Annotated in this window: 21 protein-coding genes, 1 tRNA gene and 1 pseudogene; 17 read left to right on the top strand and 6 right to left on the bottom strand. The window is 37.0% G+C overall.

From position 1 onward, the window contains the following. A partial coding sequence (locus tag ACFIK2_RS01625; protein ID WP_375676835.1) for an ABC transporter substrate-binding protein occupies positions 1 to 735 on the bottom strand: 735 nt, incomplete at its 3' end. 1,102 nt (positions 736 to 1,837) lie between these two features. Between ACFIK2_RS01625 and ACFIK2_RS01630 the strand changes: the two genes are divergently transcribed. Beyond that, a complete protein-coding gene (locus ACFIK2_RS01630) occupies positions 1,838 to 2,119 on the top strand; it encodes a DUF6460 domain-containing protein (protein WP_015856290.1) in 282 nt (93 codons plus the stop codon). Between the two features lie 22 nt (positions 2,120 to 2,141). On the opposite strand, the gene ACFIK2_RS01635 is transcribed toward ACFIK2_RS01630, so the two are convergent. The 3 genes from ACFIK2_RS01635 to ACFIK2_RS01645 all read right to left on the bottom strand — a co-directional run bounded on the left by ACFIK2_RS01635 (position 2,142) and on the right by ACFIK2_RS01645 (position 4,871). Beyond that, positions 2,142 to 2,951 (bottom strand): TIGR02186 family protein, encoded by an 810-nt coding sequence (locus ACFIK2_RS01635; protein WP_375633234.1) that lies wholly within the window; start codon positions 2,949 to 2,951, stop codon positions 2,142 to 2,144. Positions 2,952 to 2,953: 2 nt separating this feature from the next. Beyond that, a complete protein-coding gene (locus ACFIK2_RS01640; protein ID WP_375634912.1) occupies positions 2,954 to 3,874 on the bottom strand; it encodes a sulfite exporter TauE/SafE family protein in 921 nt (306 codons plus the stop codon). A 178-nt stretch (positions 3,875 to 4,052) separates the two neighbouring features. Next, the gene (locus tag ACFIK2_RS01645) at positions 4,053 to 4,871 is read right to left on the bottom strand and encodes a hypothetical protein (protein ID WP_375643452.1); all 819 of its coding nucleotides are present in this window, start codon (positions 4,869 to 4,871) and stop codon (positions 4,053 to 4,055) included. A 514-nt stretch (positions 4,872 to 5,385) separates the two neighbouring features. Between ACFIK2_RS01645 and ACFIK2_RS01650 the strand changes: the two genes are divergently transcribed. The 7 genes from ACFIK2_RS01650 to ACFIK2_RS01680 all read left to right on the top strand — a co-directional run bounded on the left by ACFIK2_RS01650 (position 5,386) and on the right by ACFIK2_RS01680 (position 13,296). Further along, on the top strand, positions 5,386 to 6,132 hold the full coding sequence (locus ACFIK2_RS01650) for an electron transfer flavoprotein subunit beta/FixA family protein (RefSeq protein ID WP_375621633.1): 747 nt from the start codon (positions 5,386 to 5,388) through the stop codon (positions 6,130 to 6,132). Between the two features lie 51 nt (positions 6,133 to 6,183). After that, positions 6,184 to 7,104 (top strand): electron transfer flavoprotein subunit alpha/FixB family protein, encoded by a 921-nt coding sequence (locus ACFIK2_RS01655; RefSeq protein ID WP_375634916.1) that lies wholly within the window; start codon positions 6,184 to 6,186, stop codon positions 7,102 to 7,104. A gap of 3 nt (positions 7,105 to 7,107) precedes the next feature. Beyond that, positions 7,108 to 8,772 carry a 4Fe-4S dicluster domain-containing protein gene (locus ACFIK2_RS01660; protein WP_375634918.1) on the top strand — a complete coding sequence of 555 codons (1,665 nt, stop codon included), beginning with the start codon at positions 7,108 to 7,110 and terminating at the stop codon, positions 8,770 to 8,772. 2,064 nt (positions 8,773 to 10,836) lie between these two features. Continuing rightward, positions 10,837 to 11,724 (top strand): 16S rRNA (cytidine(1402)-2'-O)-methyltransferase, encoded by an 888-nt coding sequence (gene rsmI / locus ACFIK2_RS01665; protein ID WP_375633239.1) that lies wholly within the window; start codon positions 10,837 to 10,839, stop codon positions 11,722 to 11,724. A 4-nt stretch (positions 11,725 to 11,728) separates the two neighbouring features. After that, positions 11,729 to 12,097: a YraN family protein gene (locus ACFIK2_RS01670; protein WP_375633258.1), complete on the top strand. Its 369-nt coding sequence runs from the start codon at positions 11,729 to 11,731 to the stop codon at positions 12,095 to 12,097. Between the two features lie 102 nt (positions 12,098 to 12,199). Next, the gene (locus tag ACFIK2_RS01675) at positions 12,200 to 12,445 is read left to right on the top strand and encodes a hypothetical protein (protein WP_330168884.1); all 246 of its coding nucleotides are present in this window, start codon (positions 12,200 to 12,202) and stop codon (positions 12,443 to 12,445) included. A gap of 56 nt (positions 12,446 to 12,501) precedes the next feature. Then, positions 12,502 to 13,296 (top strand): pyrroline-5-carboxylate reductase, encoded by a 795-nt coding sequence (locus tag ACFIK2_RS01680; RefSeq protein WP_375634920.1) that lies wholly within the window; start codon positions 12,502 to 12,504, stop codon positions 13,294 to 13,296. A gap of 310 nt (positions 13,297 to 13,606) precedes the next feature. On the opposite strand, the gene ACFIK2_RS01685 is transcribed toward ACFIK2_RS01680, so the two are convergent. Beyond that, the gene (locus ACFIK2_RS01685) at positions 13,607 to 14,668 is read right to left on the bottom strand and encodes an Mrp/NBP35 family ATP-binding protein (RefSeq protein WP_375633241.1); all 1,062 of its coding nucleotides are present in this window, start codon (positions 14,666 to 14,668) and stop codon (positions 13,607 to 13,609) included. A 588-nt stretch (positions 14,669 to 15,256) separates the two neighbouring features. Between ACFIK2_RS01685 and rpmH the strand changes: the two genes are divergently transcribed. From rpmH to ACFIK2_RS01730, 9 genes and pseudogenes are all read left to right on the top strand, one after another. Next, positions 15,257 to 15,391 (top strand): 50S ribosomal protein L34, encoded by a 135-nt coding sequence (gene rpmH / locus ACFIK2_RS01690; RefSeq protein WP_005864709.1) that lies wholly within the window; start codon positions 15,257 to 15,259, stop codon positions 15,389 to 15,391. A 117-nt stretch (positions 15,392 to 15,508) separates the two neighbouring features. Further along, on the top strand, positions 15,509 to 15,901 hold the full coding sequence (rnpA, locus tag ACFIK2_RS01695) for a ribonuclease P protein component (protein WP_015856278.1): 393 nt from the start codon (positions 15,509 to 15,511) through the stop codon (positions 15,899 to 15,901). Further along, positions 15,891 to 17,729 carry a membrane protein insertase YidC gene (yidC, locus tag ACFIK2_RS01700; RefSeq protein WP_375634923.1) on the top strand — a complete coding sequence of 613 codons (1,839 nt, stop codon included), beginning with the start codon at positions 15,891 to 15,893 and terminating at the stop codon, positions 17,727 to 17,729. The genes rnpA and yidC overlap by 11 nt, the downstream gene beginning before the upstream one ends. Further along, entirely contained in the window at positions 17,726 to 18,370 is a 645-nt protein-coding gene (yihA, locus tag ACFIK2_RS01705; protein ID WP_375633243.1) for a ribosome biogenesis GTP-binding protein YihA/YsxC, read from the top strand. The genes yidC and yihA overlap by 4 nt, the downstream gene beginning before the upstream one ends. Before the next feature lie 139 nt (positions 18,371 to 18,509). Beyond that, the gene (locus ACFIK2_RS01710) at positions 18,510 to 19,202 is read left to right on the top strand and encodes a glutathione S-transferase family protein (protein WP_375633244.1); all 693 of its coding nucleotides are present in this window, start codon (positions 18,510 to 18,512) and stop codon (positions 19,200 to 19,202) included. Between the two features lie 1,129 nt (positions 19,203 to 20,331). Continuing rightward, positions 20,332 to 21,144 carry a 4-hydroxy-tetrahydrodipicolinate reductase gene (gene dapB / locus ACFIK2_RS01715; RefSeq protein WP_375633245.1) on the top strand — a complete coding sequence of 271 codons (813 nt, stop codon included), beginning with the start codon at positions 20,332 to 20,334 and terminating at the stop codon, positions 21,142 to 21,144. 28 nt (positions 21,145 to 21,172) lie between these two features. Continuing rightward, complete coding sequence (locus ACFIK2_RS01720; protein WP_375633246.1) at positions 21,173 to 21,793, top strand: 2,3-bisphosphoglycerate-dependent phosphoglycerate mutase; 621 nt, start codon at positions 21,173 to 21,175, stop codon at positions 21,791 to 21,793. 114 nt (positions 21,794 to 21,907) lie between these two features. Then, positions 21,908 to 21,992, top strand: a tRNA-Leu gene (locus ACFIK2_RS01725). 98 nt (positions 21,993 to 22,090) lie between these two features. Further along, positions 22,091 to 22,717 (top strand): annotated as a pseudogene (locus tag ACFIK2_RS01730) (tyrosine-type recombinase/integrase); the annotation flags it as partial. Positions 22,718 to 22,916: 199 nt separating this feature from the next. Here ACFIK2_RS01730 and ACFIK2_RS01735 read toward each other — a convergent pair. Next, a partial coding sequence (locus ACFIK2_RS01735; RefSeq protein WP_375676836.1) for a helix-turn-helix domain-containing protein occupies positions 22,917 to 23,273 on the bottom strand: 357 nt, incomplete at its 5' end.

Here is a 23,273-nt window from a genome sequence, read left to right on the forward strand (position 1 = left end):
AATCTGCTTCAGTTTAGGCGCTTGTCCCCAATAGTGAGAGCTTGCACGCAACAAAAGAGCTTCTCCAGGGCGCCAACTTTTCAACTGATAAGGTCCAACACACGCAGCATGCGTTTTTAAATACTGATTTCCAAAATCGCCATCTTTTTCATGCTTCATAATTATCTTGCGATCAAGCAAAGCTGTTGCCGGACTTGCAACAATATTATTAAGAATGAGCTCTGCTGGATAAGGCTTATCAAATTTCATTACCACCGTTTTTTCATCAACAGCTTGCAAAGCATCATCAACATTTTGCTCTGTAATACCATATTCATTAAAAATTGCCGCATTACCCATCTTCAATTTGACAATCCGCTTCATACCCCAAACAAGATCATTGGCGTTGGCTGATCTGCCATCATTAAACTTCAAACCATCACGCAAATGAAAAGTAATCACCGTACTGTGATCATCACCTGAAACATCCCAATGTGTTGCTAAAGCGGGAACCATTTTAGCAGGATTATCTGTAGCACCACTCACCAAATTATCACAAACATTGCGAATAATTTCACTTCCATAAACATCCGTAAGTTGTGCGGGATCAAATGTACTGATTGCATCAATATTCCAAGCCATCACAAGAGTATTAGCCGGTGTTTTTGCTAAGGACTGTTGTACAACCATTCCCAATGCCATAAGAACAGAAACAAGAGAGCCGCTACTTTTCAATATTTTTCTTTTCAAGTTCATAGACTTTTCCTTTTAACGTTTATTGTATAAATTTCCCACGCAAGAAGAACGTGCAAAACAACAAGATTAGACGAACCATCGGCTCTGAGAGACAAAGGTTTAAAACTTTCAAACAACACTACCTACCAACCACTCCTCCTGCCATACTTATAAGCCCCCAAAGATGCACCGAAAAACAATTTAATATACAATAAATGGTATAACCGATAACAAAATCTACGGGTGATATACAACATCTACCATTGAAAACTACACGACAAAGATTTTTTCACTCTTGCTTGTCGAGCAAGCTTTCCCCTTCTTTCTTCTAGTGTTTTTACGCCATCAAAGCACTCCCCCTGTTAGCTCAAACTCCTTAATAACAAAGAGCCTTAACGACAATTTGATACTTCAACAACACAGGAAAATTCACCCATTTTCCAACACCAACCAACCCCCTCTTTCTGCTGCAAGAGGAGTTTTGAATTTTTTCATACTTTCCCACTAAATAATAAGCTTCTCATATATCTTAATATCTTATTTCAAAACAAAAAGAGCACGACCCCCACAAACCCCTGATATTCGCTCATGTGCTCGTACAGAACAAAACTTTTTCAACATTCTATTTAATACCTTTGCTCCTTTAACAACACTCAATTCATTGCTTACATTTTTTCAGAAAAAAAAGATCTTTTCAATGCCCTAAGGTTGAAATATCTAAATATAATACCTATATAAGCACACCCTTATTAGAATAGATAGTCTTTTTTTAAGTAAACTGTCTTGAAATATTATTTCTATACACGACAATAATAAGTTCGTTACAAAATCTTCAATATACTAGAACTCTCACTCTGATAAGAAATGCTGAAACGTTATAAAATTTCTCTACAAATTCTCGAGACGAAAGGATATCCCTTCATTTAATAAAAGAAGCGCCATGAAAATATCGCAAAAAATGCAATAAAACATGTGTATATTTCAAAAACCAGCACCGTTAACCAGACTAAGGTGATAAACTCAAAAAGTAAGAAAAAATAAAAAAATGTTTTTCCTTTATGATAATAACATCGCTGTACTATGTTAATACAATAAAAAACACGATCTTCGAAAGTATATTAAAATGAACCGAAAGAAAAAATTGTTAAATTCTTCTCATGCGTTTCTTGGAGGAACATTAAACCGTGTTAGTCTAAAATTGCTTATCCTTTCATTCTTCATTGGCATCGTAATGAATTTTTTGGGATGGACACCTCGAAACCTCATACAAAGAATAGTAGATTTTTTTCAATCACTATGGGAAGCAGGATTTATAACGCTTACAAATTTCTTTCATATAACTATGACGGGAGCTATTGTTGTTGTACCTATTTTTCTTATCTTACGAATTTTTCATAAAAAATAAAAGCCTTAACATTTTCCTTGCGTTAATCTTTTCGAAAAATCAAACGACACAAAAATCCTGTAGTAATAGCAATAATCACTGCAACAATACCATATAAAAAACGATACTTGTGCGCTGCATAAAAAATTGTATAAGTGATATGTGCTTTAACAATTTCAAGAGTCGTTGTTGCACTATCAATAAACTGTCCATCACGAAAAAGATAAGCGCGAACTTTATAATGTCCAACTGGGATATTTGCTGGCAAACGAAAATGTGCTGTGAAAAGTGTGTCAGAACCAAAACGAACCCCACCCACTTCCTCATAATAAAGGCTTTTAGCTTTTTGCAATTTTATAAGTTCATCGCGAAAGGTTTGTATTTTTTTCTGATCTTGTTCATCCGTCTGCAATGGCAAATAGAGTAATCCTAACCCTAAGCGTTTATAATCTTCAATGCTCGTAATATCGCCAATTTCACGTGTTGTGACCATAGAGTAAAAAAGAGGAACCTTTTTAAAAATAAGAGAATCTGTATTGACCCATACACCGGCATTGCGTTTTTTTTCTCGCATCACCATTGTCCGATCTTGTCCCTCCAAGCTTACAACAATATCGTAACGGTTCTGTCGAGAATATAATGGATCAATATTTTCCAAAACACCAGCAATATAAAGATCACGACCAGCAAAATTTGCATCCACAGTAATCGTATTCGTTGTTACAATAATTTGGACAGTTTCGTGGTCAACTTGATCAATGAATGTAGCTGGCGTCCCAACATGTGACCATGTAGAAAAAGAAATAAAACAAAAGCAACCTGCAATGATGTATAAAGAAAACAATCTACCCATTTTTATCTCATAAGAATATCCAGAGAGAAAAGATTATCAGGGCGTATAAATAATTGAAAAGCAAGACGCATACACACAATCAACACTAAAAATGCAAGCGCCATACGCAATTGTTCAGCCTTTAACTTCCGTCCAACCCGTGTTCCATATTGCGCACCAATACTTCCTCCAAGCATTAACAAAAAAGCCAAGACAATATCAACGGACTGATTAGTCATACTTTGCAAAACTGTCGTGAAAGAAGACACAAATGTAATCTGAAAAAGTGAAGTCCCAATCACCACACTGGTTGGAACACGCAGAAGATAAATCAATGCTGGTATCATAAAGAACCCCCCACCAATTCCCATAATAGAAGACAACAACCCCACAATGAGACCAATCCCTAAAACTGGAATAATGCTAACATATATCATAGATGTCCGAAAACGCATTTTTAAGGGTAAGCGATGAATCCAGTTATGTCGACCAGCAAGACGAATATTGGCTTTTCCTGCCTTACGCTTGCGCATCATATCATACCAACTTTCAACGATCATCAAGCTTCCTACACTTCCAAGAAGAATCACATAAAGAAGCGAAATCATTAAGTCTAATTGACCTAACTTTTTCAAAACAGAGAAAACCTGAATCCCGATCAAAGAACCAATCCCTCCTCCAAGCGCCAAAAGAATACCAAGTTTAATATCGAGTGTACGTCTTCTAAAATGTGTAATTGCTCCTGTTACAGATGACGCAATCATCTGGTTGGCACCTGTTCCAACAGCAATAGCAGGAGGAATATTATAAAAAATCAATAACGGCGTGATGAGAAACCCACCACCGATTCCAAAAAGGCCTGAAAAAAAACCAGCAACGACTCCCATACCAATCAAGATCAGCATATTGAGTGACATTTCAGCAATTGGTAAATAAATACTCACTTACAGAACCTTCAAGATAATTTGAGGTTTTTTTAACAATTAGAGAATCCTTCTCCAATTATCCTCTTTTCCAATAATCTCTGTTGCGTGTTTAAAGGATAATTTTAGTTTCTATAGCTTCCGCACAAACACGAATGCGCAATACATTTCACATATATTAACATCAACATCATAAAAATTAAAAAAAACGAGCTCCTTTTAAAAAGCTATAAAAACATAACGTTATCGCTACCACAAATGCAACGGTTAAAAAACAAAGAATACCTTTTTTTACCAAATAAGATAAAAACGAGACATGTTCCCGAGACTGCATCCTTAAAGAAGAAAAATCATTCTCAATACAATGATTAGATGCCTGAGCACCCATCATCCCCTTTTCTTCTATCACAGCATGCTTCACTACTCCCTCAGCCTTTTTAAAAGAAGATTTCAGAGCATCACTGGGCAAAGGGCTTCTATTTTCTTGCTGCAACGTATTTTCAACATTTGTTTGGAGTGAAATTATGCTGTTTTCTTTCGAAAAATTTTGCACCTTTTGAAGTAATAAGTGTTCTTGATTTCCCTCACATTCCATGTGAGCAAGTTTTTGTACAACAGAATCAGGTGATTTTGAACGAGACACCCGTCGTGTTACCGCTGCTTCTTCTAAGCTTTTTTTTTCACTCTGCAAACTTTGAACAATTGTTTTAATCTGCTCTAAAAACTGGAAAAGCTTTTTTTCTCTTTGACGACGTATATAATGTTCAGCCAAAATGGCCCGACTAATATCATCTAAGTAAGATTTAAAATGCTCTTCTACAGAACTCTGCTGCATTAAAGAACGGGGCGAATGCTTCATTTGCATTTGCGCATAAACGGTGCGTAATTTTTGAGCAATATCCGACATCGTTACTTCTACAGAAGTATCCATTCTCTCTTTCTGTTCAACAAAAGAAAAGACTTTATCGTTCCTAACCTGTTTGGTCGCCTGGTCGATCGTATGACCCTTCGTATTCACAAACGCCTACCCCTCATTAACCTTTTTGAAAAGAATCGCAACAAATGATGAGAAAGTGTGCTCTATTTTAGTAAATAGAGCTTTAAGAACTCCCAAAAACTTTTGTATTAGAAATATTTTCCCCAATTTTTATCCAAAATATTTGAAAGAAAGATCTTTGATTTTTCTGTCTTCAAGATTTGAAGAGCAAAATCATTCCCCCCATTTTTATCTTTTTCACTTAATTTTTCATTGCATAAAGGACCTATTGCACCATCATAAACAAAGCATAAGAAGCTAAAAAAGAATATTCTCACAAGACAGATTGATTTTTTTACTTTTTATTCAAGCAAATAAGGCAATTATGGCAATGCAAAAATATGAAGATTGAAAATGACGACGAGAAAGTACAAGTAAACATAAAAAAGCTTATACGAAAGAGAACACAAGTTATAAATTGAGACTTCATTCTAAACAATTTGGTTTCTTATGAGTATTGCTATAAACTTGTAACATACAAACAAAGAGGATCATTATGAAGATAATTGTCGCTGTCAAACGTGTTGTTGATTATAACATCAAGATACGCGTCAAACCCGATAGTACAGGCGTTGATCTGTCTCACGTAAAAATGTCTATGAATCCTTTTGATGAGATAGCCGTGGAGGAGGCCATTCGCCAAAAAGAATCCGGTAAAATTTCAGAAGTTCTTCTTGTTTCAATTGGCCCAGAAGCAGCTCAAGAAACTCTACGAACAGGACTTGCAATGGGAGCTGATCGCGCACTTCTTGTCACAACGGATCAAACACTTGAACCCTTAGCAATTGCTAAGATTCTCAAAACCATTGTTGATGAAGAAAAACCCGACATGGTCTTTTTAGGAAAACAAGCAATTGATGACGATAGCAACCAAACAGGACAAATGCTCGCTGCTCTTCTTGGGTGGGGACAAGCAACTTTTGCCTCACATCTTAACATAGAAAATGGGCATGCTACAGTTACTCGTGAAGTTGATAATGGAACACAAACCCTTTGTCTTCCCCTTCCCATGGTTATGACCGCCGATCTACGGCTCAATGAACCGCGTTACACCTCTCTCCCCAATATCATGAAAGCAAAAAAGAAAATTATTGAACAAAAATCTCTTACTGATCTTGGCGTCGATACGAAAGCACGCTTAACAATTTTAAGCGTTGAAGAGCCAAAACCCCGTCAATCCGGTATAAAAGTGGCAAATGTAGTAGAACTTGTCAGAGCCTTAAAACAGAAGAACTGCATTTAATATTCTCACCACTAGAGTAAAAGCAACACTCACATAAAAGGGCAAAAACTTATGGCAATTCTTTTATTGGCCGATCATAATACAGAAGAAACAGCAAAAGTACTCACCGCTGCACGCGTACTCAGTAATGATATCGATATTCTGGTTTGCGGAGAAAAAATTCAAACGATAGCGGAAAATAGTGCTAAACTTAATGGTGTGCGGCAAGTTCTTATTGCAAAAGCAGACTATTTAGCCCATCAACTTGCCGAGCCTATGGCAGATACAATTCTCATGTTAGCAAAGGATTATGATGTGATCATGGCAGCATCCAGCAGTACTGGGAAAAATGTGATGCCGCGCGTAGCAGCTCTTCTTGATCTTATGCAAATTTCAGATATTACCGCCATTCTTTCACCCAATACCTTCAAACGACCAATTTATGCAGGCAATGCATTTGAAACTGTACGCACCAATGATTATAAAAAGATTATAACAGTTCGCACCGCTTCTTTCACCCCAACGCCTTCCCAAAATAATTCTGCTCCCATTAAAACAATAACACCAGCTCCCAATCCAAATCTTTCTTCTTTCGTAAAAGCAGAGACAAACAAAAGTGATCGTCCTGATCTCACCTCAGCACGTGTTATTATATCAGGCGGGCGTGGTCTTGGTTCTCAAGAGAAATTTATGTCCCTGCTTCTTCCTCTTGCAAACAAATTAAATGCTGCTTTAGGTGCCAGCCGCGCAGCAGTGGATGCAGGCTATGCTCCCAATGATTGGCAAATTGGACAAACAGGAAAAGTCGTTGCCCCTGAACTCTATATCGCCGTTGGCATTTCCGGTGCAATCCAGCATTTAGCCGGTATAATGGATGCACAAATTATTGTTGCCATTAATAAAGATGAAGAAGCTCCCATCATGCAAATTGCCGATTACACCCTTGTAGGTGATCTCCACCAAATTATTCCAGAATTGGAGAAAGCTTTATAAGCCATGAAAGCACCTCTGCATGACCAACGTGAAAGTATGGAGTTTGACATAGTCATTGTCGGAGCAGGACCTGCAGGGCTTTCTGCCGCAATTCGTTTTAAACAAATTAATCCTGAGCTTTCTGTCACAATTGTTGAAAAAGGGACCGAAGTTGGTGCACATATTCTCTCTGGCGCAGTTGTTGACCCCATTGGTATCGATACACTCTTATCAGAATGGCGAAATGACAATGATCATCCCTTCACGACCCCTGTTACCCGTGACCAATTTTTTTTTCTAAAGCCTCAAAAGGCTACAATATTTCCTAATATTCTGCATCCCAAAATCTTATCAAATGACGGGTGTTATATCGTTTCGCTTGGAAACGTTTGCCGCTGGTTAAGCAAAAAAGCTGAAGCATTGGGTGTTGAAATCTATCCTGGTTTCGCAGCAACAGAACCCATCATCCAAAAAGATAACGGAGCTATTATTGGTGTTCTCACCGGAGATATGGGGCTTAACAAAGATGGAACTCCTGGAAAAAATTATATGCCTGGTATGGCTTTATTGGCAAAATATACTTTAATTGCGGAAGGAGCACGCGGCTCAATTGCAAAACAACTGATACAACATTTCAACCTTAGCAAAAATCGTGAACCACAAAAATTTGGTCTTGGTCTCAAAGAGCTCTGGGAAATTGATCCCAACAAACACCAACGCGGTTTAGTGCAACATTTCACGGGTTGGCCCTTAGACAATAATACCGGTGGCGGTGGCTTTATTTATCACCAAGAAAACAATATCATTTCTGTCGGTTTTGTTGTGCACTTAGATTATAAAAATCCTTATCTTTCTCCCTTTGAAGAATTTCAACGTTTTAAAACACATCCAAAACTCTATAAAATCTTTAAAGGTGCAAAGCGTCTTTCCTATGGTGCACGTGTTATCAGCGAAGGAGGTTGGCAATCTGTACCAAAACTCACCTTTCCTGGTGGGGCACTTATTGGCTGCTCTGCTGGATTTGTCAATGTTCCTCGTATCAAAGGATCACACAATGCCATCTTATCTGGCATATTAGCTGCCGATAAAATCGCTACCGCTCTTGCACAAGGGCGTGCCCATGATGAGGTTAAAGAAATCGAAGAACAATGGCGAAAAGGGCTCATTGGCAAAGATCTTTATAAAGTGCGAAATGCCAAACCGCTCTGGGCAAAATATGGGACAAAATATGGAATTAAACTTGCCGGTTTTGATATGTGGTGGCAACAACTGTTCGGATTTTCCTTATTTAAAACACTCTCCCATGGAAAGGAAGATTATGCATGCCTTGAATCAGCAGAAAAATTTCAACCCATTGCTTACCCAAAACCAGATGGCGTTATAACCTTTGATCGCCTTTCAAGTGTTGCCCTTTCCAATACGCATCATGAAGAAAATCAACCTTGCCATTTAAAAATAGCCTCATTAAAAAAGCAAAAGGACTCTGAATATGCAATCTACGGAGGACCTTCCACAAACTATTGCCCCGCCGCTGTCTACGAGTGGCTAGAGTATAATGATCATCTGACTTATATGATCAACGCTTCAAATTGTATACATTGTAAAACGTGTGACATCAAAGACCCAAACCAAAATATCACTTGGATCTGTCCGCAAGGCAATGAGGGCCCCTTCTATCCCAATATGTAATTTTCCAATGTATAATCATTGTTCATTCTCCTAAAATTGAAATATACAAAACGCAATGGATAAAAATATTTCCCTCAGATCAGAAATCTATCAATTATCTTCCTGCATACGTTCTTTCACAATGTAAAAAGAACTCTATTCTCATATAAAATACTCTCCCTACCGCATGACTTTTTTCAATAGAAAAACATAACATATTTTTATCAAAATTTTTTTATTTAAATGACAAAACAATAATGAATATATTCATGACAATTCTGCGATAAAGGAACAGCCGCGGTTCTCGAAAACCTGAAGGAAAGTAAGCCTGTTCTACTTTACCCCCTCTCCCATATGATCCAAAATGCTTTTAGCCCTCTCATAAGAAACATCAATCGTTTTAACTAGCCAAGAGCAAAACCTACGGAGGTACAATTCAAGTTTATTTTTTCTCCTACACTTGTCAAGTAATGCTCACTCAAGAAAAACCACGAATGAATGTAGAAAAAACATTGTGAGATAAAGAGATAAAGAGCATGCTTGTTCAAGCCCTTTATAATGTTTCTACTGATAATGACACGAAAAAATCTTTAATCTCACATTAACCCTTTATTTTTGCATCAAGGATAATCGCCTTGCATCTAACCTTTACCAATATACTGTAATGAATGTGTACAAATACCGTAAGAATAAGCAGATGCCAAGCCATGGAGACTATCGCTATTAGCAAAACACCTGATAAAAAACAAAATAGCTTTCATGACCACTCTATGACGCGTTTTATAGAGTTGTTTTTTTATAAAGCTTGTGCTTTCGCTATTGCTTGTAAATCAACATCCAAATTGAACACAAGTGGTATATTTAAAAGAAAGATTAAGGTGAATGAAAGCTCTGCACGCCGTTCCAGCTCTTGTAGCTAGAGCAAAAATATTGCATATTCTATTTGAGTAATCTCTGAAACTAAAATACAGCTTCATTTAGCAAGAATATGAAATCTGAAAGGAAAAAAACTATTTTTCTCTTTACTATCATCTGTCCATTCGGTTTTAAAACTTTCAAAAGCATCACAATATCCTCTAAAAAGAAGAGATAACGTATTGTCCCCGCTTTTATTACTTACGTTTTTTTATGGGATCATATCCTTCAGAAAAAATAAGGTATCCAAAATTAAAGCAAACTTGTGTTGTTCAATCATGGGCTTATTTTTAAGAATAGCTCTCAACACATATCAAACAATTATTTCGCGACACTATCCGAAAAAGGTATAACGCACTCCTGTGAACGAACAGTTCCACATTTACGAAATAAAAAGCACAAGCTAATAGCATCATTTTCTCTGCGATCCCCAATGATGCGATAATCTTTGCTTTGAGAAGGTTTCAAGATGCACGAAAATGATTTTGATTAATTGACTATAAGAAGAACTAAGATAATTTTACGATATTTAAAGCTCCTAATCAATAAGCAAAATAATAAATTCTCCATTATAAATCAAATCTTTAAGATAAAATTTAGCCTTAAACTTTTCTAAGGTACTCATTATACTGTATACTGTTAAAGCTGTAGAGAATATGAAAAAATAAAGTATTTTTCTGATAAGAGCTTATATTTGATTAATAACAATACAGTCAGCTGCCAGTTAACTGTATGTGTTTCAAAAGGAGTTATTTACATTTGCTCAGAAAAATATTTTGGATATCAATAGAATATTTGAAAAATCGGCGTTATGGAAATAATCTAAAAAGCTTAGCTTTTAAAAGAGCACAAACAAGCATGAGATGATAACATGCGCAAAATTGTTTTTTGGTTCTCGAAGGAAAAACTTTATAGAAAATCATGGGGCTGATAGAATATTGGTTACATTTGGAATTTGTTTTACTGGAAAAAATAACGCGGATCAAAATAGATAATAATGTTAAATTAAGACGTTAAATATGAAATTATCTTATTGTAGTGTAATCGATTATTCGAGTAAGGTAAGCCTTTGTAATGATAAAAAATGTGCTGGTAAAAAATGAGCCAAAATGGCTTATGAGTATGGATAAAAATCTTGTGGTGAGGAGAGTTTAATGAAAAGAAAAGAGCATGTGTGAAAAAGCATATTTTATAGGTGCGCATGCTTATTCTGCACCCGTTATAGAATCAGGGCTTTATCTTGTGGCAACACCTATCGGAAATCTTGCAGATATTACGCTTCGTGCTTTGCAAGTACTTGCAGGAATTGATATTTTAGCGTGTGAGGATACGCGAGTAACACGTGTTTTGTTGGAACGTTACGGTATTCAAAAAAAACCTTTTCTCTATCATGAATATAATGCGCAAAAAGCGGGTCCGAAGCTCTTAGCGGCTTTAGCAGAAAACAAAACAGTAGCACTTGTTTCAGATGCCGGAACACCACTTATTTCTGATCCTGGATTTCGATTGGTGGAAGAGTCCCGTAAAGCTGGTCATAAAATTATTCCTATTCCTGGAGCATCCGCTCTTTTAGCCGCTCTTATACCGACAGGGCTTCCTACTGATAGCTTTTTTTTTGCAGGTTTTTTGAGTGCACGAAAGCTACAGCGCCGAAAACGGTTGGAACAATTAAAAGAGATTCCAGCAACTTTGATTTTTTATGAATCACCGCATCGTCTTGTTGAAACTTTACAGGATATGGTCACTCTTTTTTCGGCTGATCGACCTGCTGCCATTTGTCGTGAATTAACAAAAAAGTTTGAAACAGTAGATGTTTCCAATTTGGGAAATTTGTTAGAAAATTACAGAAAACAAGCACATATTCGTGGGGAAATTGTTGTCCTTGTTGGAGAATCATCTTCTTCTTTAAATGTGATAAGTGATCAAGAAATTGATGAAATGCTATTAGAACGCGCACGGACACATTCTGCTGCTCAAGCGGCAGCTTTTGTTGCAAAAAAAACTGGTTTTAAAAAGCAGGAACTTTTTCAGCGATTAATCTTTTTAAAAAATGCGTAAAATGATACAAAAAAAACGCAGACAAAAGTCTTTTTATCGAGGGGTTCGTGCAGAAAAATTGGCAGCTTGGTGGCTACGTTGCAAAGGGTTTCACATTGCCGAAAGGCGTTTTAAAACAAAATGTGGAGAAATTGATTTAATTGCACGACGCGGAAATCTTGTGTTAATCGTTGAAGTTAAAGCACGTTCAACGTTGGCTGAAGCAATGGAAGCGGTTTCCCGAATGAATGAAAAGCGAATTAAGGCAGCTGCCGATATTTGGCTCGCACGGCAAAAAGATTATGCCCTTTTGTCTGTACGCTTTGATTTAATTGCAATTTTACCTTGGCGTTGGCCACAGCATATCCCTGCATTTTTTACATCTAATCAATAAACGGCACCCCCCGTTTTAACCATATTCAATAAAAAACATTTCGTTTTTATGTGCATATGCGTTAAAAAGTGTGTAATAATTAAGCGCTATAAGGAGCGAAATATGGATGATTATGAAAAGTTTGCAACAGGTTTGCTCATTGTTTTTGGAGCGCTAATTATTGGTGGCTTAATGGCAATGCATATTGTGCTTATGAATAAACCAGGGTTTTTATTTGCATTAGCCGCAGCTGTTGTTGGTTGGTTTTCTGCTTTTGCCGTTCTCTTTGACAAGCCTAAAATCTATTTGGGCTTGATTATTTTTGCTATGTTATGTGTTGCTTCTTCAATTAGCGTTTATGTTAGTTAAAACACCTGAAATGTTGATTGAAATTCCTTTTAAAATATGAAACTGAGAAATAGATAATGAGACTTGGCTTTTTGGGAACGGGTACAATCAGTGCTTCAATGGTGAATGGCTTAATGAAAAGCAACTTTGATGTTTCTTCCATTATTGTTTCGCCTCGCAATGCACAAACAGCAAAGCGCCTTTCACGCACTTATGATAAAGTTATGATTGCTGAAAATAACCAAGCGTTGCTCGATGTTAGTGATTGTGTTTTTCTTTGCTTGCCCAACCAAATTGCAGAAGACGTTTTGTGCTCTCTTCGTTTTCGTCCAGAACAGCTGGTTATTTCCGTACTTGCTATGGCAAAAGCAGCAGAAATAGAAAAGTGGATTAATCATAAAGTTTATCGTGCTGTTCCATTACCTTTTGTTGCAGAATGCAAAAATTTGACACCAATCTATCCCAATCATCCCTTTTTACGCACTTTATTTGATGCATTGGGGGGCACATTGGTGCTGGATAAGGAAGAGCAGTTTAATCTTTTTATGACAGCTGGTTCACTTATGGGAGTATATTTTAATTTTATAGAAACTGCCCATCAATGGTTTATAACACAAGGGTTAAAAAAACAGCAATCAGCAGAATTCCTTACCATGATGTTTGGAAATCTTACAGATGAAATGCGTAAAACTATAGCAACGGATCGTTCTGTATCTCTCGATTTTGCACTGCTTGAAAAAGAGTTTTCAACAAAGGGTGGAACAAATGAATTTTTGTCAAATTACTTTTCTCATCAAGGAGGAAGGAATGCTTTAACAACAGCTCTTGAGGCTACTTTGCAAAAAATGAATGCTTCTAAAAAGAAATGTTGAGATTTATATCAAGAAAACTCGTATCAAAAAATGATTTTTAAAATATTTTTTACAACCTTTTACAATTTTTCTAAAATATTTTTATTTTCGGTCTTCTTCTTTTTGCCTCAAGTCCAATATTTTTTTCTACCTCATGGCTCTATCTCTTCTAATTTGGGTCCCCTTCAGGTTACCCAAACGTATGAATAATTTTTTGTTTATTTAACCTATATACTCCACTCACACATTAAAACTTCCCCTTACAAAGAAGCAACTATTTTTACGTCTTCCATAATTGTGTTTTAATAAACTCTCTTAAACAAACATCCATTTAAAAAAGTTGATTTTTTATTTGATCAACAATTTTACGATACAGTTTAGTATGCTCTTCACTAGGCTTAGCAACAAAAATAGGGATCCCCTCATCTGAAGAAAATCGTAAAGCTGCATCAAGCGGTATTTCCGCTAAGAAAGGGACTTCTCGACGTTCCGCTTCTGCCCGTGCACCACCATAGCCAAAAATATCATAGCGTTTTCCCGTATCAGGAGCGATAAAATAACTCATATTCTCAATGATTCCTAAAATAGGAACATTGACTTTCATGAACATTTCTATTGCTTTACGCGCATCCACTAAAGCAAGGTCTTGGGGCGTAGAGACAACCAACGCACCTGTTAATTGTACCTGTTGTGCAAGCGTTAGTTGTGCATCCCCTGTACCGGGCGGCATATCAACGACTAAAACGTCCAGAGGTCCCCATAAAACGTCTCGTAACAATTGCGTTACCGCTGCCATAACCATAGGACCACGCCATACTACCGGCTTTTCTTCCTCAACCAAAAATCCCATCGACATCAATTTAAGTCCGAATTTTTCAAGAGGTTGAATTTTTTTTTCTCCAATGAGCTGTGGTTTTTGATTAACAAGTCCTGTCAAACGCGGCAAAGATGGACCATAAATATCAGCATCCATCACCCCCGTCTTGAAACCAGAATCTTGTAAAGCTAAGGCGATATTTATTGCCATCGTCGATTTTCCGACCCCTCCTTTTCCAGAAGCAACAGCAATCACATGCTGCACACCTTCTATGGGCATTTTGATCGGTAAGAGATTTGCTCTCCGTCTAGGTGCTGCCTTTGTTGTTTTTTCTGCTGTAAGTGTGACAACAACAGATTCCACTCCCTCCAAAGCACATACCATCTTTTCAGCAGAACGACGCAATGATTCCCATTCTTGCACACCTCCATCAGGAACTGTAATGGAAAAAAAAACCTTACCATCAGCAATCAATATTTCAGAAAGAAGCCCCAACGACACAATATCACTTTCAAGATCTGGTCCTTTGATTTTACGTAATACGTTGCGGACAGCCTCACTTGTAATAGAATCCACGTTCTTTCCTCTCTATAAAAATACCAGCAAATATAAGCATAAGAACGAAAAATACTTACAGGTTCATCACCTGATAATTTTCTACTTTACTCAAAATTATAAAGTATAAATTACTTATATCTTTTCTCTTTAAAAATATGAAACCATCCTTAAATAAAGAATCTCAAACATAAAATCTGCTATAAAATCCTATCAATCGTGTTTGTCTACAACCACTTTAATGAATGTTCTGATAAAAATTTTGTAAAAACAAAAACTGAAAAAATTTTTTAATATTAAAGGATACTTTAAATTGAGTATACAATAATCAGTCATACTTTCTTTAATTCTTTAACGCCCTAGTCATTTATTTTCTATAGACTCAATCGTTATTTCTGACACTCTTACAGTATCGTAAAAAAAGTATCACAGACAATTATAAGGTGTTTTGTATTCTTTCAAGAGCCAGAAAAACAATCTAAGATTGACTTTTTTTATATTTTTCCTTATGGGTTAACAGCCGTATGATATGATAAAATCGTTCATCTCGCGCATAACTGCTCATAAAACGAAGATTAAGAAGGGCCGCACTCCGCGGTATTTAAATAAATGAAACGTACTTACCAACCCTCTAAACTTGTCCGTAAACGCCGCCATGGGTTTCGTGCACGCATGGCTACAGCTGGAGGACGTAAAGTTATTGCTGCAAGACGTGCTCGTGGACGTAAGCGGCTCTCTGCTTAACCATTTAAATTTTCACAACCGTTGAGGATTGCTCACCATTTCTTCGTTGTGAAACTTTTGTTATGAACCTCTAATGCCTGCTTGCAGGCATTTAGTGAAATTGCGAAATGTTCTTTTATGAAGAAAAAACATCCCTGTCGTATTCGCAAAAGAGCAGACTTTTTGGCTGTCCGTACAGGAGAAAAGCGGCGTGGTCCTTTATTTTTGCTCGAAGTTAAATCTCGTGAACAAACAACAGAAAGAAAAGATTCTCTTGTTGCACGTGTAGGCTTCACTGTTACTCGTAAAAACGGTAATGCTGTGAAACGTAATCGTATCAAAAGGCGCTTGCGTGAAGCCGTAAGAGTTGGTGTAACAAACCACATGGAAGCAGGAACAGACTATGTCATTGTAGCATATCGTGATGCGTTACATGCGCCTTTTACATCCTTAATTAGTGAATTAAATCGGCGAATAAAACCAAAAATAAAACATCAGCAACAACAACAAGGGTGTACGGATGGAATATAACCGCAATTTCTTTATCGCTATTGGTTTATCTTTCGTAGTGCTCATCGCATGGCAATTTCTTCATGTTGCTCCCAAACAAGCAAAGTTACAAAAACAACAAGTCATCGCACAGCAATTGTCAAAACAACAATCAACCCTTTCTACTACCACGACGAATTTTTCTGACGATACCTCAACGCATCAAGCAACATCTATCATCGAACAGCCAATGACACCTGAAATCCGGAAAGCTGTATTGGCCAAAACAAAGCGTATTGCGATCAAAACCAATGAACTGGAAGGCTCTATTAATCTTGTTGGTGCACAATTTGATGATCTTCACCTCAAAAAATATCGTTTAACAGTCGATAAAAAATCACCGGAAATCGATTTGCTGAATCCTAAGGGTTTCAAAACGACTTACCTTGCTGAATTTGGTTTTGCAAGTGCATCTTTACCAGCAAAAGCTTTGCCACAATCGGATACACAATGGCAAATAGAGGGAAACAATACAATCCTGACTCCTTCAACACCCATCACTTTAATTTATAATAATGGACAAGGACAGATCTTCCGGCGTATTCTTTCTGTTGATGATCATTTCATGTTTACCATTGAAGATTCTATCAGCAATGAAAGTGATCAACCAATATATCTCTCATCCTATGCCCGCGTTGCACGTGCAGCACCACCAGAACATACAAATGCAACCTATTTACTTCATGAAGGTATGATAGGTATTGCAGGAGATTCGCTCAAAACTGAAAAATATAAAACCTTAGCAGAGCTTGACCCGAATCCTGATAATGGGCAGAAAAGTATGACTTTCTCCAAAGTAACAGGAGGTTGGATTGGTATTACCGATAAATATTGGGCTGTAGCAGTTATTCCCCCGCAAAATAAAGAATATACAAGCCGTTTTATTTATTTTGATCGTTTGCAAACGCATTATCAGTCTGACTTGCTAGGATCGCTTTTAACGATTGCTCCAAATGAAACAAAAACTATTACAAATCGGCTTTTTGCTGGTGCAAAACAAGTTGAAATTATTAATAACTATCAAAATGATCTAAAAATCAAAAAGTTTGCTCTTTTAATTGACTGGGGTTGGTTTGATTTCATCACCAAACCAATGTTTTCTCTCATTGATGTTCTTTATAAACAAACAGGAAATTTTGGTATCGCCATCCTTCTTGTCACGGTGCTCTTAAAAACTCTTCTTTTTCCTCTAGCCAATAAATCTTATAAATCTATGGCACGCATGAAGCTTTTACAACCGCGGTTGCTAGAAATAAAAGAAAAATATCCCGATGATAGAACCAAGCAACAACAAGCAATAATAGAACTATATAAAACCGAAAAAATTAATCCCCTTGCTGGTTGTTGGCCAATGTTGGTTCAATTCCCAATATTCTTTGCTCTTTATAAAGTTCTCTATATCACCATTGAAATGCGCCATGCCCCTTTCTTTGGCTGGATTAAAGATTTAGCGGCACCCGATCCAACTTCTCTTTTTAACTTGTTTGGTCTCTTGCCATATACAACGCCAACATTTCTTCTGATTGGTGCATGGCCTTTGATTATGGGAATAACGATGTTTTTACAAATGCGTATGAATCCTGCTCCTCAAGACCAAACCCAAGCGATGATATTCACATGGATGCCTGTTGTCTTTACTTTTATGCTCGCCTCTTTCCCTGTTGGTCTCGTCATCTATTGGGCATGGAATAATATATTATCAATTATTCAGCAAGGTATCATGATGAAGCGCCAAGGAGTTAAAATTGAGCTTTTTGATAATCTGAAAGCCATCTGGAGAAGATCACCAAAAAAAGAAGTGCATGAATGACAAGAGATTCTTCCCTTTCTGGAATTTTTTCTCGTAATTGGATTTTTATTCGTGGTGTACCAGCAATACGCTTTCTTCCCCCCGAAGGACCACCGGAAATTGCATTTGCAGGACGTTCCAACGTTGGAAAATCATCTTTAATCAACGCACTCGTCCAACAAAAAAGCTTAGCACGTACCTCAAATACACCAGGACGGACTCAAGAGCTTAATTATTTTGTCCCCGATGGATTCAGTGGGCAACTAGGAGACCTTCCCCCTCTAGCATTAGTAGATATGCCTGGTTATGGTTTTGCTGCTGCTCCTAAAAATCTTGTTGATGCGTGGACAAATTTGATTTTTAGCTATTTACGGGGGCGCACAACGTTAAAACGTGTATATATCTTGATTGATTCACGGCACGGAATTAAAAATAATGATGAAGATGTTCTTGCTCTCCTTGATAAAGCAGCTGTTTCTTATCACATTGTTTTGACAAAAAGCGATAAAATCAAATCAAATGCCTTGGAAAAATTAATTATGAGCACACAAACAAAGCTTCTTAAACGCTCAGCAGCTTATCCTGAGCTTCTTGTAACCTCTTCAGAAAAAGCTATCGGTTTAGAGGAATTACGTGCTGCCATTTTGCAAACCATCGCATAAGAGAACAATTCCTAGTCATTAACAATTTATTAATTATAATTACTAGCAGCTACTAATGATCTTGTACTTCTAGTCAAGCATCTTTATAAAAATGATTACTTGAAAGAATTCTCTTCAACTCTATTTGATAGTGTAAATTATGCTGACACTTTTTCACTCTCCCCTATCCGCTGCCTCGCGCTTCATACGCCTCATTCTTGGGGAATATGGTGTAACTATTCAACTGATTGAAGAATATGAATGGGCAAGAAGACACGAATTTCTAGCCCTCAATCCCGCTGGTCATGTTCCTGTTTTTCTCGATGAACACGAGGTTCCATTATCAGGTCCTCTTGTTATCTGCGAATATTTAGACGAAACACATGGAAGTTTACGACAAGAAAATAAGCTCTTTCCGGAAAATCCTTTAGATCGTGCGGAAGTACGCCGTCTCAATGACTGGTTCTTAAATAAATTCGAAAATGAAGCAACGCGCCATATCGTACGAGAACGAATCCATAAACGTGAAATGCCACTTGCCATTGGCGGTGGTGCTCCTAATTCACAAATTTTACGCAATGCACGTGCCAATATTTTACCACATATGAACTATCTCAATTGGCTCTGCGCCTCTCGCGATAGCTTAGTCGGTTCTGCCTTGTCCTATGCAGATCTAGCAGCAGCAGCCTCTATTTCTGTACTTGACTTTCTAGGGGAAATTGACTGGGAACAATCTCCTGCTGCCAAAGACTGGTATATGAGAATTAAATCACGCCCTTCTTTTCGTTCTCTTTTAACAGATCGCGTCCGCGGAATTGTTGCAAGTGCTCACTATGCAGATCTTGATTTCTAGCCTTCTCTCACAAACAAAAATAAAAGTGATATTCTATCTAAAGGATATTTATAGGTTTATGAATTTTTATGCATGCGTATAAACAATATAATAATACATTGATTTATGATCGCATTAAACAGAGAATAAAACCCATTATAATTGAATCACAAAAATCACTTTCTTATCGTGTCACAAAAAAGATCAGCACAGGGATAAAAAATACTTAAGAAAGGATTTTAAAGACTCTCTTTAAATACAAGAACTGTAGCATCATTGGAAGCTAGGCAAATAAAATAACAATACTTAACGCATGTTATACTCCATTCTTCCCAATATATGAAAAAACGCATTGCATAATATATATCCTATTTTCTCTATAATAAACAAAGCCTCATCATGCGTTTTTTACAACATAACAATTTTTTCAACTGACTTTCCTAAAAGATGAAGAATCCGGCCAACTCTCGTGTGTAAACAATCCAACTTCTTGTTAGCCCCTTGTTTTTACTCCTTTTTACGTGATTTTATTTATGTATAACATATTGATATACAATGATAAATAATCGTTTTCTTATGCGTCACAAATGGAATTGATGAGTGAAAATGACTAAGTGCCAAGAATTGTTAAAACATTAAAGGCTAACAAAACGTATGATAATGCTGATTTGCTCTATTCATGAAGCATAAAGATAGTGGCGCAAAATAGATTTTATATTATTCATGGATACTCTCTCGTGATACCACTCACGAGCACTATCATAAAATAAGTTTAGAAGAATTGATAAATATATTTCTTTAAGAAAAGCGCATGAATTGACAATATAGGTCTATTTTGTTTGGAAGATCTTATTTTGCATGAAGAACGCTCTCCTTTAAAGAACGAAAGAAACAAAAGCGTAAAGTAATACACAATCTTCATTAGGTTTCATAAGCAAACCTTACTTAAGAATATTCATCACACACTCTAACGAAAAACATCTCTATTTAAATTTGTAGATCTTATATCACTTGCTCTAAACGACAGTGTTTTACAGCACAACAAGATAAATTAAAGCAGGAAAAAAATTTTCTATAAAGAAAAAGAACCATTGGAAAGAAGGCAAGAATTTGCCTATACTGCACAGTAAAGTATCATAAGGAGATAAAAATGCGCCTTACAGTTGTTGGTGCAAATGGAAGAATGGGACGTGAACTCATTACAGCAATCCAGCAGAGGAAAGATGTAGAGCTTTGTGCTGTTCTTGTACGTAAAGGCTCACCGTTTGTAGGAAAAGATGCCAGTGCATTAATTGGTTCAGATTCTCTTGGGATTAGTATCACTGACAATCCCGAAAATGCCTTTTCTAATACAGAAGGTATTTTAGATTTTTCACAACCAGAAGCCAGTATTCTTTATGCTAACTACGCTGCTCAAAAAAGCCTTGTCCATATTATTGGCACCACAGGATTTAGCAAAACAGAAGAAGAAAAAATTGCAGATTTTGCGAAATATACAACTATTGTCAAATCCGGGAATATGAGCCTTGGAATAAATCTTTTAGCCAACCTTGTAAAGAAAGCCGCTAAAGCATTAGAAGCCGATGATTTTGATATCGAAGTTTATGAAATGCATCACGCTAACAAAGTTGATGCTCCTTCTGGAACAGCCCTTCTTCTTGGCCAAGCAGCAGCTGAAGGGCGCAATGTTATGCTTAAAAATGTGCGTGTCAACGAACGCAATGGTCATATAGGTAAACGCAAAAAAGGCACCATTGGCTTTTCTTGTTCACGTGGTGGGACAGTTGTTGGAGAACACAGTGTCATTTTTGCTGGTCCCAATGAGCGCATTGTTCTTTCACACACAGCGCAAGAACGCTCTATCTTTGCCAATGGCGCATTAAAAGCAGCTTTATGGGCACAAAATCATGAAAGCGGTCTTTATTCAATGTTCGATGTTTTGGGATTGAACGATAAATTTTAAACAATCAATAGAATAGAGGCAATTTATAATGGGACGCATACTTACACTAATTCGTCATGGACAAAGTGAATGGAATCTCAAAAACCTTTTTACCGGTTGGAAAGATCCCGATTTAACAGAAAAAGGTCATGCAGAAGCGATAGCAGCAGGAAAAAAACTGAAAGAATATGGTTTGAGGTTTGATATCGCTTATACATCTGCCTTACAGCGAGCTCAAAAAACCGCTCAGCACATTTTAGAGCAAATGGGACAATCAGATTTAGAAGTGATAAAAAATCCCGCATTAAATGAACGTAATTATGGTGATCTTTCTGGTTTAAATAAAGATGAAGTACGCCAACAATGGGGGCAGGAGCAAGTGCAAATGTGGCGCCGCTCCTATACGATTGCGCCGCCGAATGGAGAAAGCCTACGCGATACCGGTGCGCGCATCTGGCCTTATTATCTTTACCATATCCAGCCTTATATTTTGCGCTCCCAAACTGTTTTGATCGCAGCACATGGAAATTCTCTTCGTGCTCTTATTATGGCGCTTGAAGGTCTCTCCGGTGAGGAAATTATATCTCAAGAATTAGCGACCGGCATTCCTATTATTTACACATTTAATCCGGATTCAACAATTTTATCAAAGACAGTCCTCACACCTTAAACTTCTAAAATCATGATCTCCCTTAAAAGTTCAATGCTATCGTTTTAAGCTGAAAAAATAAATTCTATAATTTTATTGACAGAGTTGCTTCATGCGCTTAGATGAATTTTATAAGCCCAGATGGCGGAATTGGTAGACGCGCAGGTTTCAGGTACCTGTGCCGTAAGGCGTGGAGGTTCGAGTCCTCTTTTGGGCACCATGTTCTTTTTTATCCAAAATAAATTATTGATTTTCCATATATTTTTTACAGTGAGGGACGCGTAAATAAAAGTTAGGGAATAGGATTTTTCAACCTATCTCTATANGCTTTTTAATTGGGCAATTGATCAAGGTCTTTTGGAAAACAATCCGACTTTAGGGGTCAAAAAACCTCCTCTTAAAAATAAAAGCGGCTTTCCTGTTTGGACAGAAGAAGATGTTGAGAAATATTATCAAAGATGGTCCCATGGTACCCATGAACGCGTTTGGATTGATGTCCTTTTGTATACGGGTTTGCGTCGTGGTGATGCGGTCCGCATTGGCTGGAAAGATGTAAAGAATAATATCATTCATCTCAAGACAGAGAAAAGTAAATTCCAAACAGATGTCTTTCTACCTATTTTACCGGAATTAGCCAAAACGCTTGAAACTGGTCCTATTGGAGAAGAAACATTCATTTGTGGTAAAGAAGGTAAAAAACTAGTTAAAGAAAGTTTTGGCAACCTTTTTCGTGAGGCTTGTAACGTAGCGGGAATCAAAAAATCAGCACATGGCTTAAGAAAATTAGCAGCAACACGCGCAGCTAATTCTGGTGCAACAGTATCACAACTCAAAGCAATTTTTGGCTGGACAAATGATGCTATGGCATCTCTTTACACAAAGAGCGCAGACCGTAAAAAACTCTCTCTTGAAGCCATAAAAAAGCTTCAAAAAGATGAGGGATAGAGGCAAAAAAACTCAATAGAATCAAGATTCACCTATTCCCTTATATTAGACATAACTATTTTATTTTACTTGCTTTTTATTTGCCTGTCACGCCCACCATTGCATTTTATATCAACAATAATTTATTGATTTTCCATATATTTTTTACAGTGAGGGACGCGTAAATAAAAGTTAGGGAATAGGATTTTTCAACCTATCTCTATAGGACGCCTCTTTTTTTGCAAACTTTCTCAAGAAAGTCTTTTAATTCTGCTAAGTTTTGTCGTGAAAAATTCTCTAAATTTCTAACAAACTCACCAACAGCTTCACGTCTCAACGGATCAGAAGTCTTGATTGTAAAACTTTTGCGACAAGCATAAGCTGCTTTCCTTAAGAGTAAAGCCTTCTCTTTATCTAAACCATAAAGCTCTATGATTTTTTCCTCCAGTCCTACAGGAACAGATTTTTTGCCAATCTCGACAGAAGATAAAAATGATACAGATATGTCTAATTTCTTAGCCATATCTAAGAGGCGTTCGGAGTGATCAATGCGAAGTTTCCGTAAAATTTTACCAAA

Origin of the sequence: Bartonella sp. AP88XZML, from assembly GCF_042195565.1 — a bacterium.
GTDB lineage: Bacteria > Pseudomonadota > Alphaproteobacteria > Rhizobiales > Rhizobiaceae > Bartonella.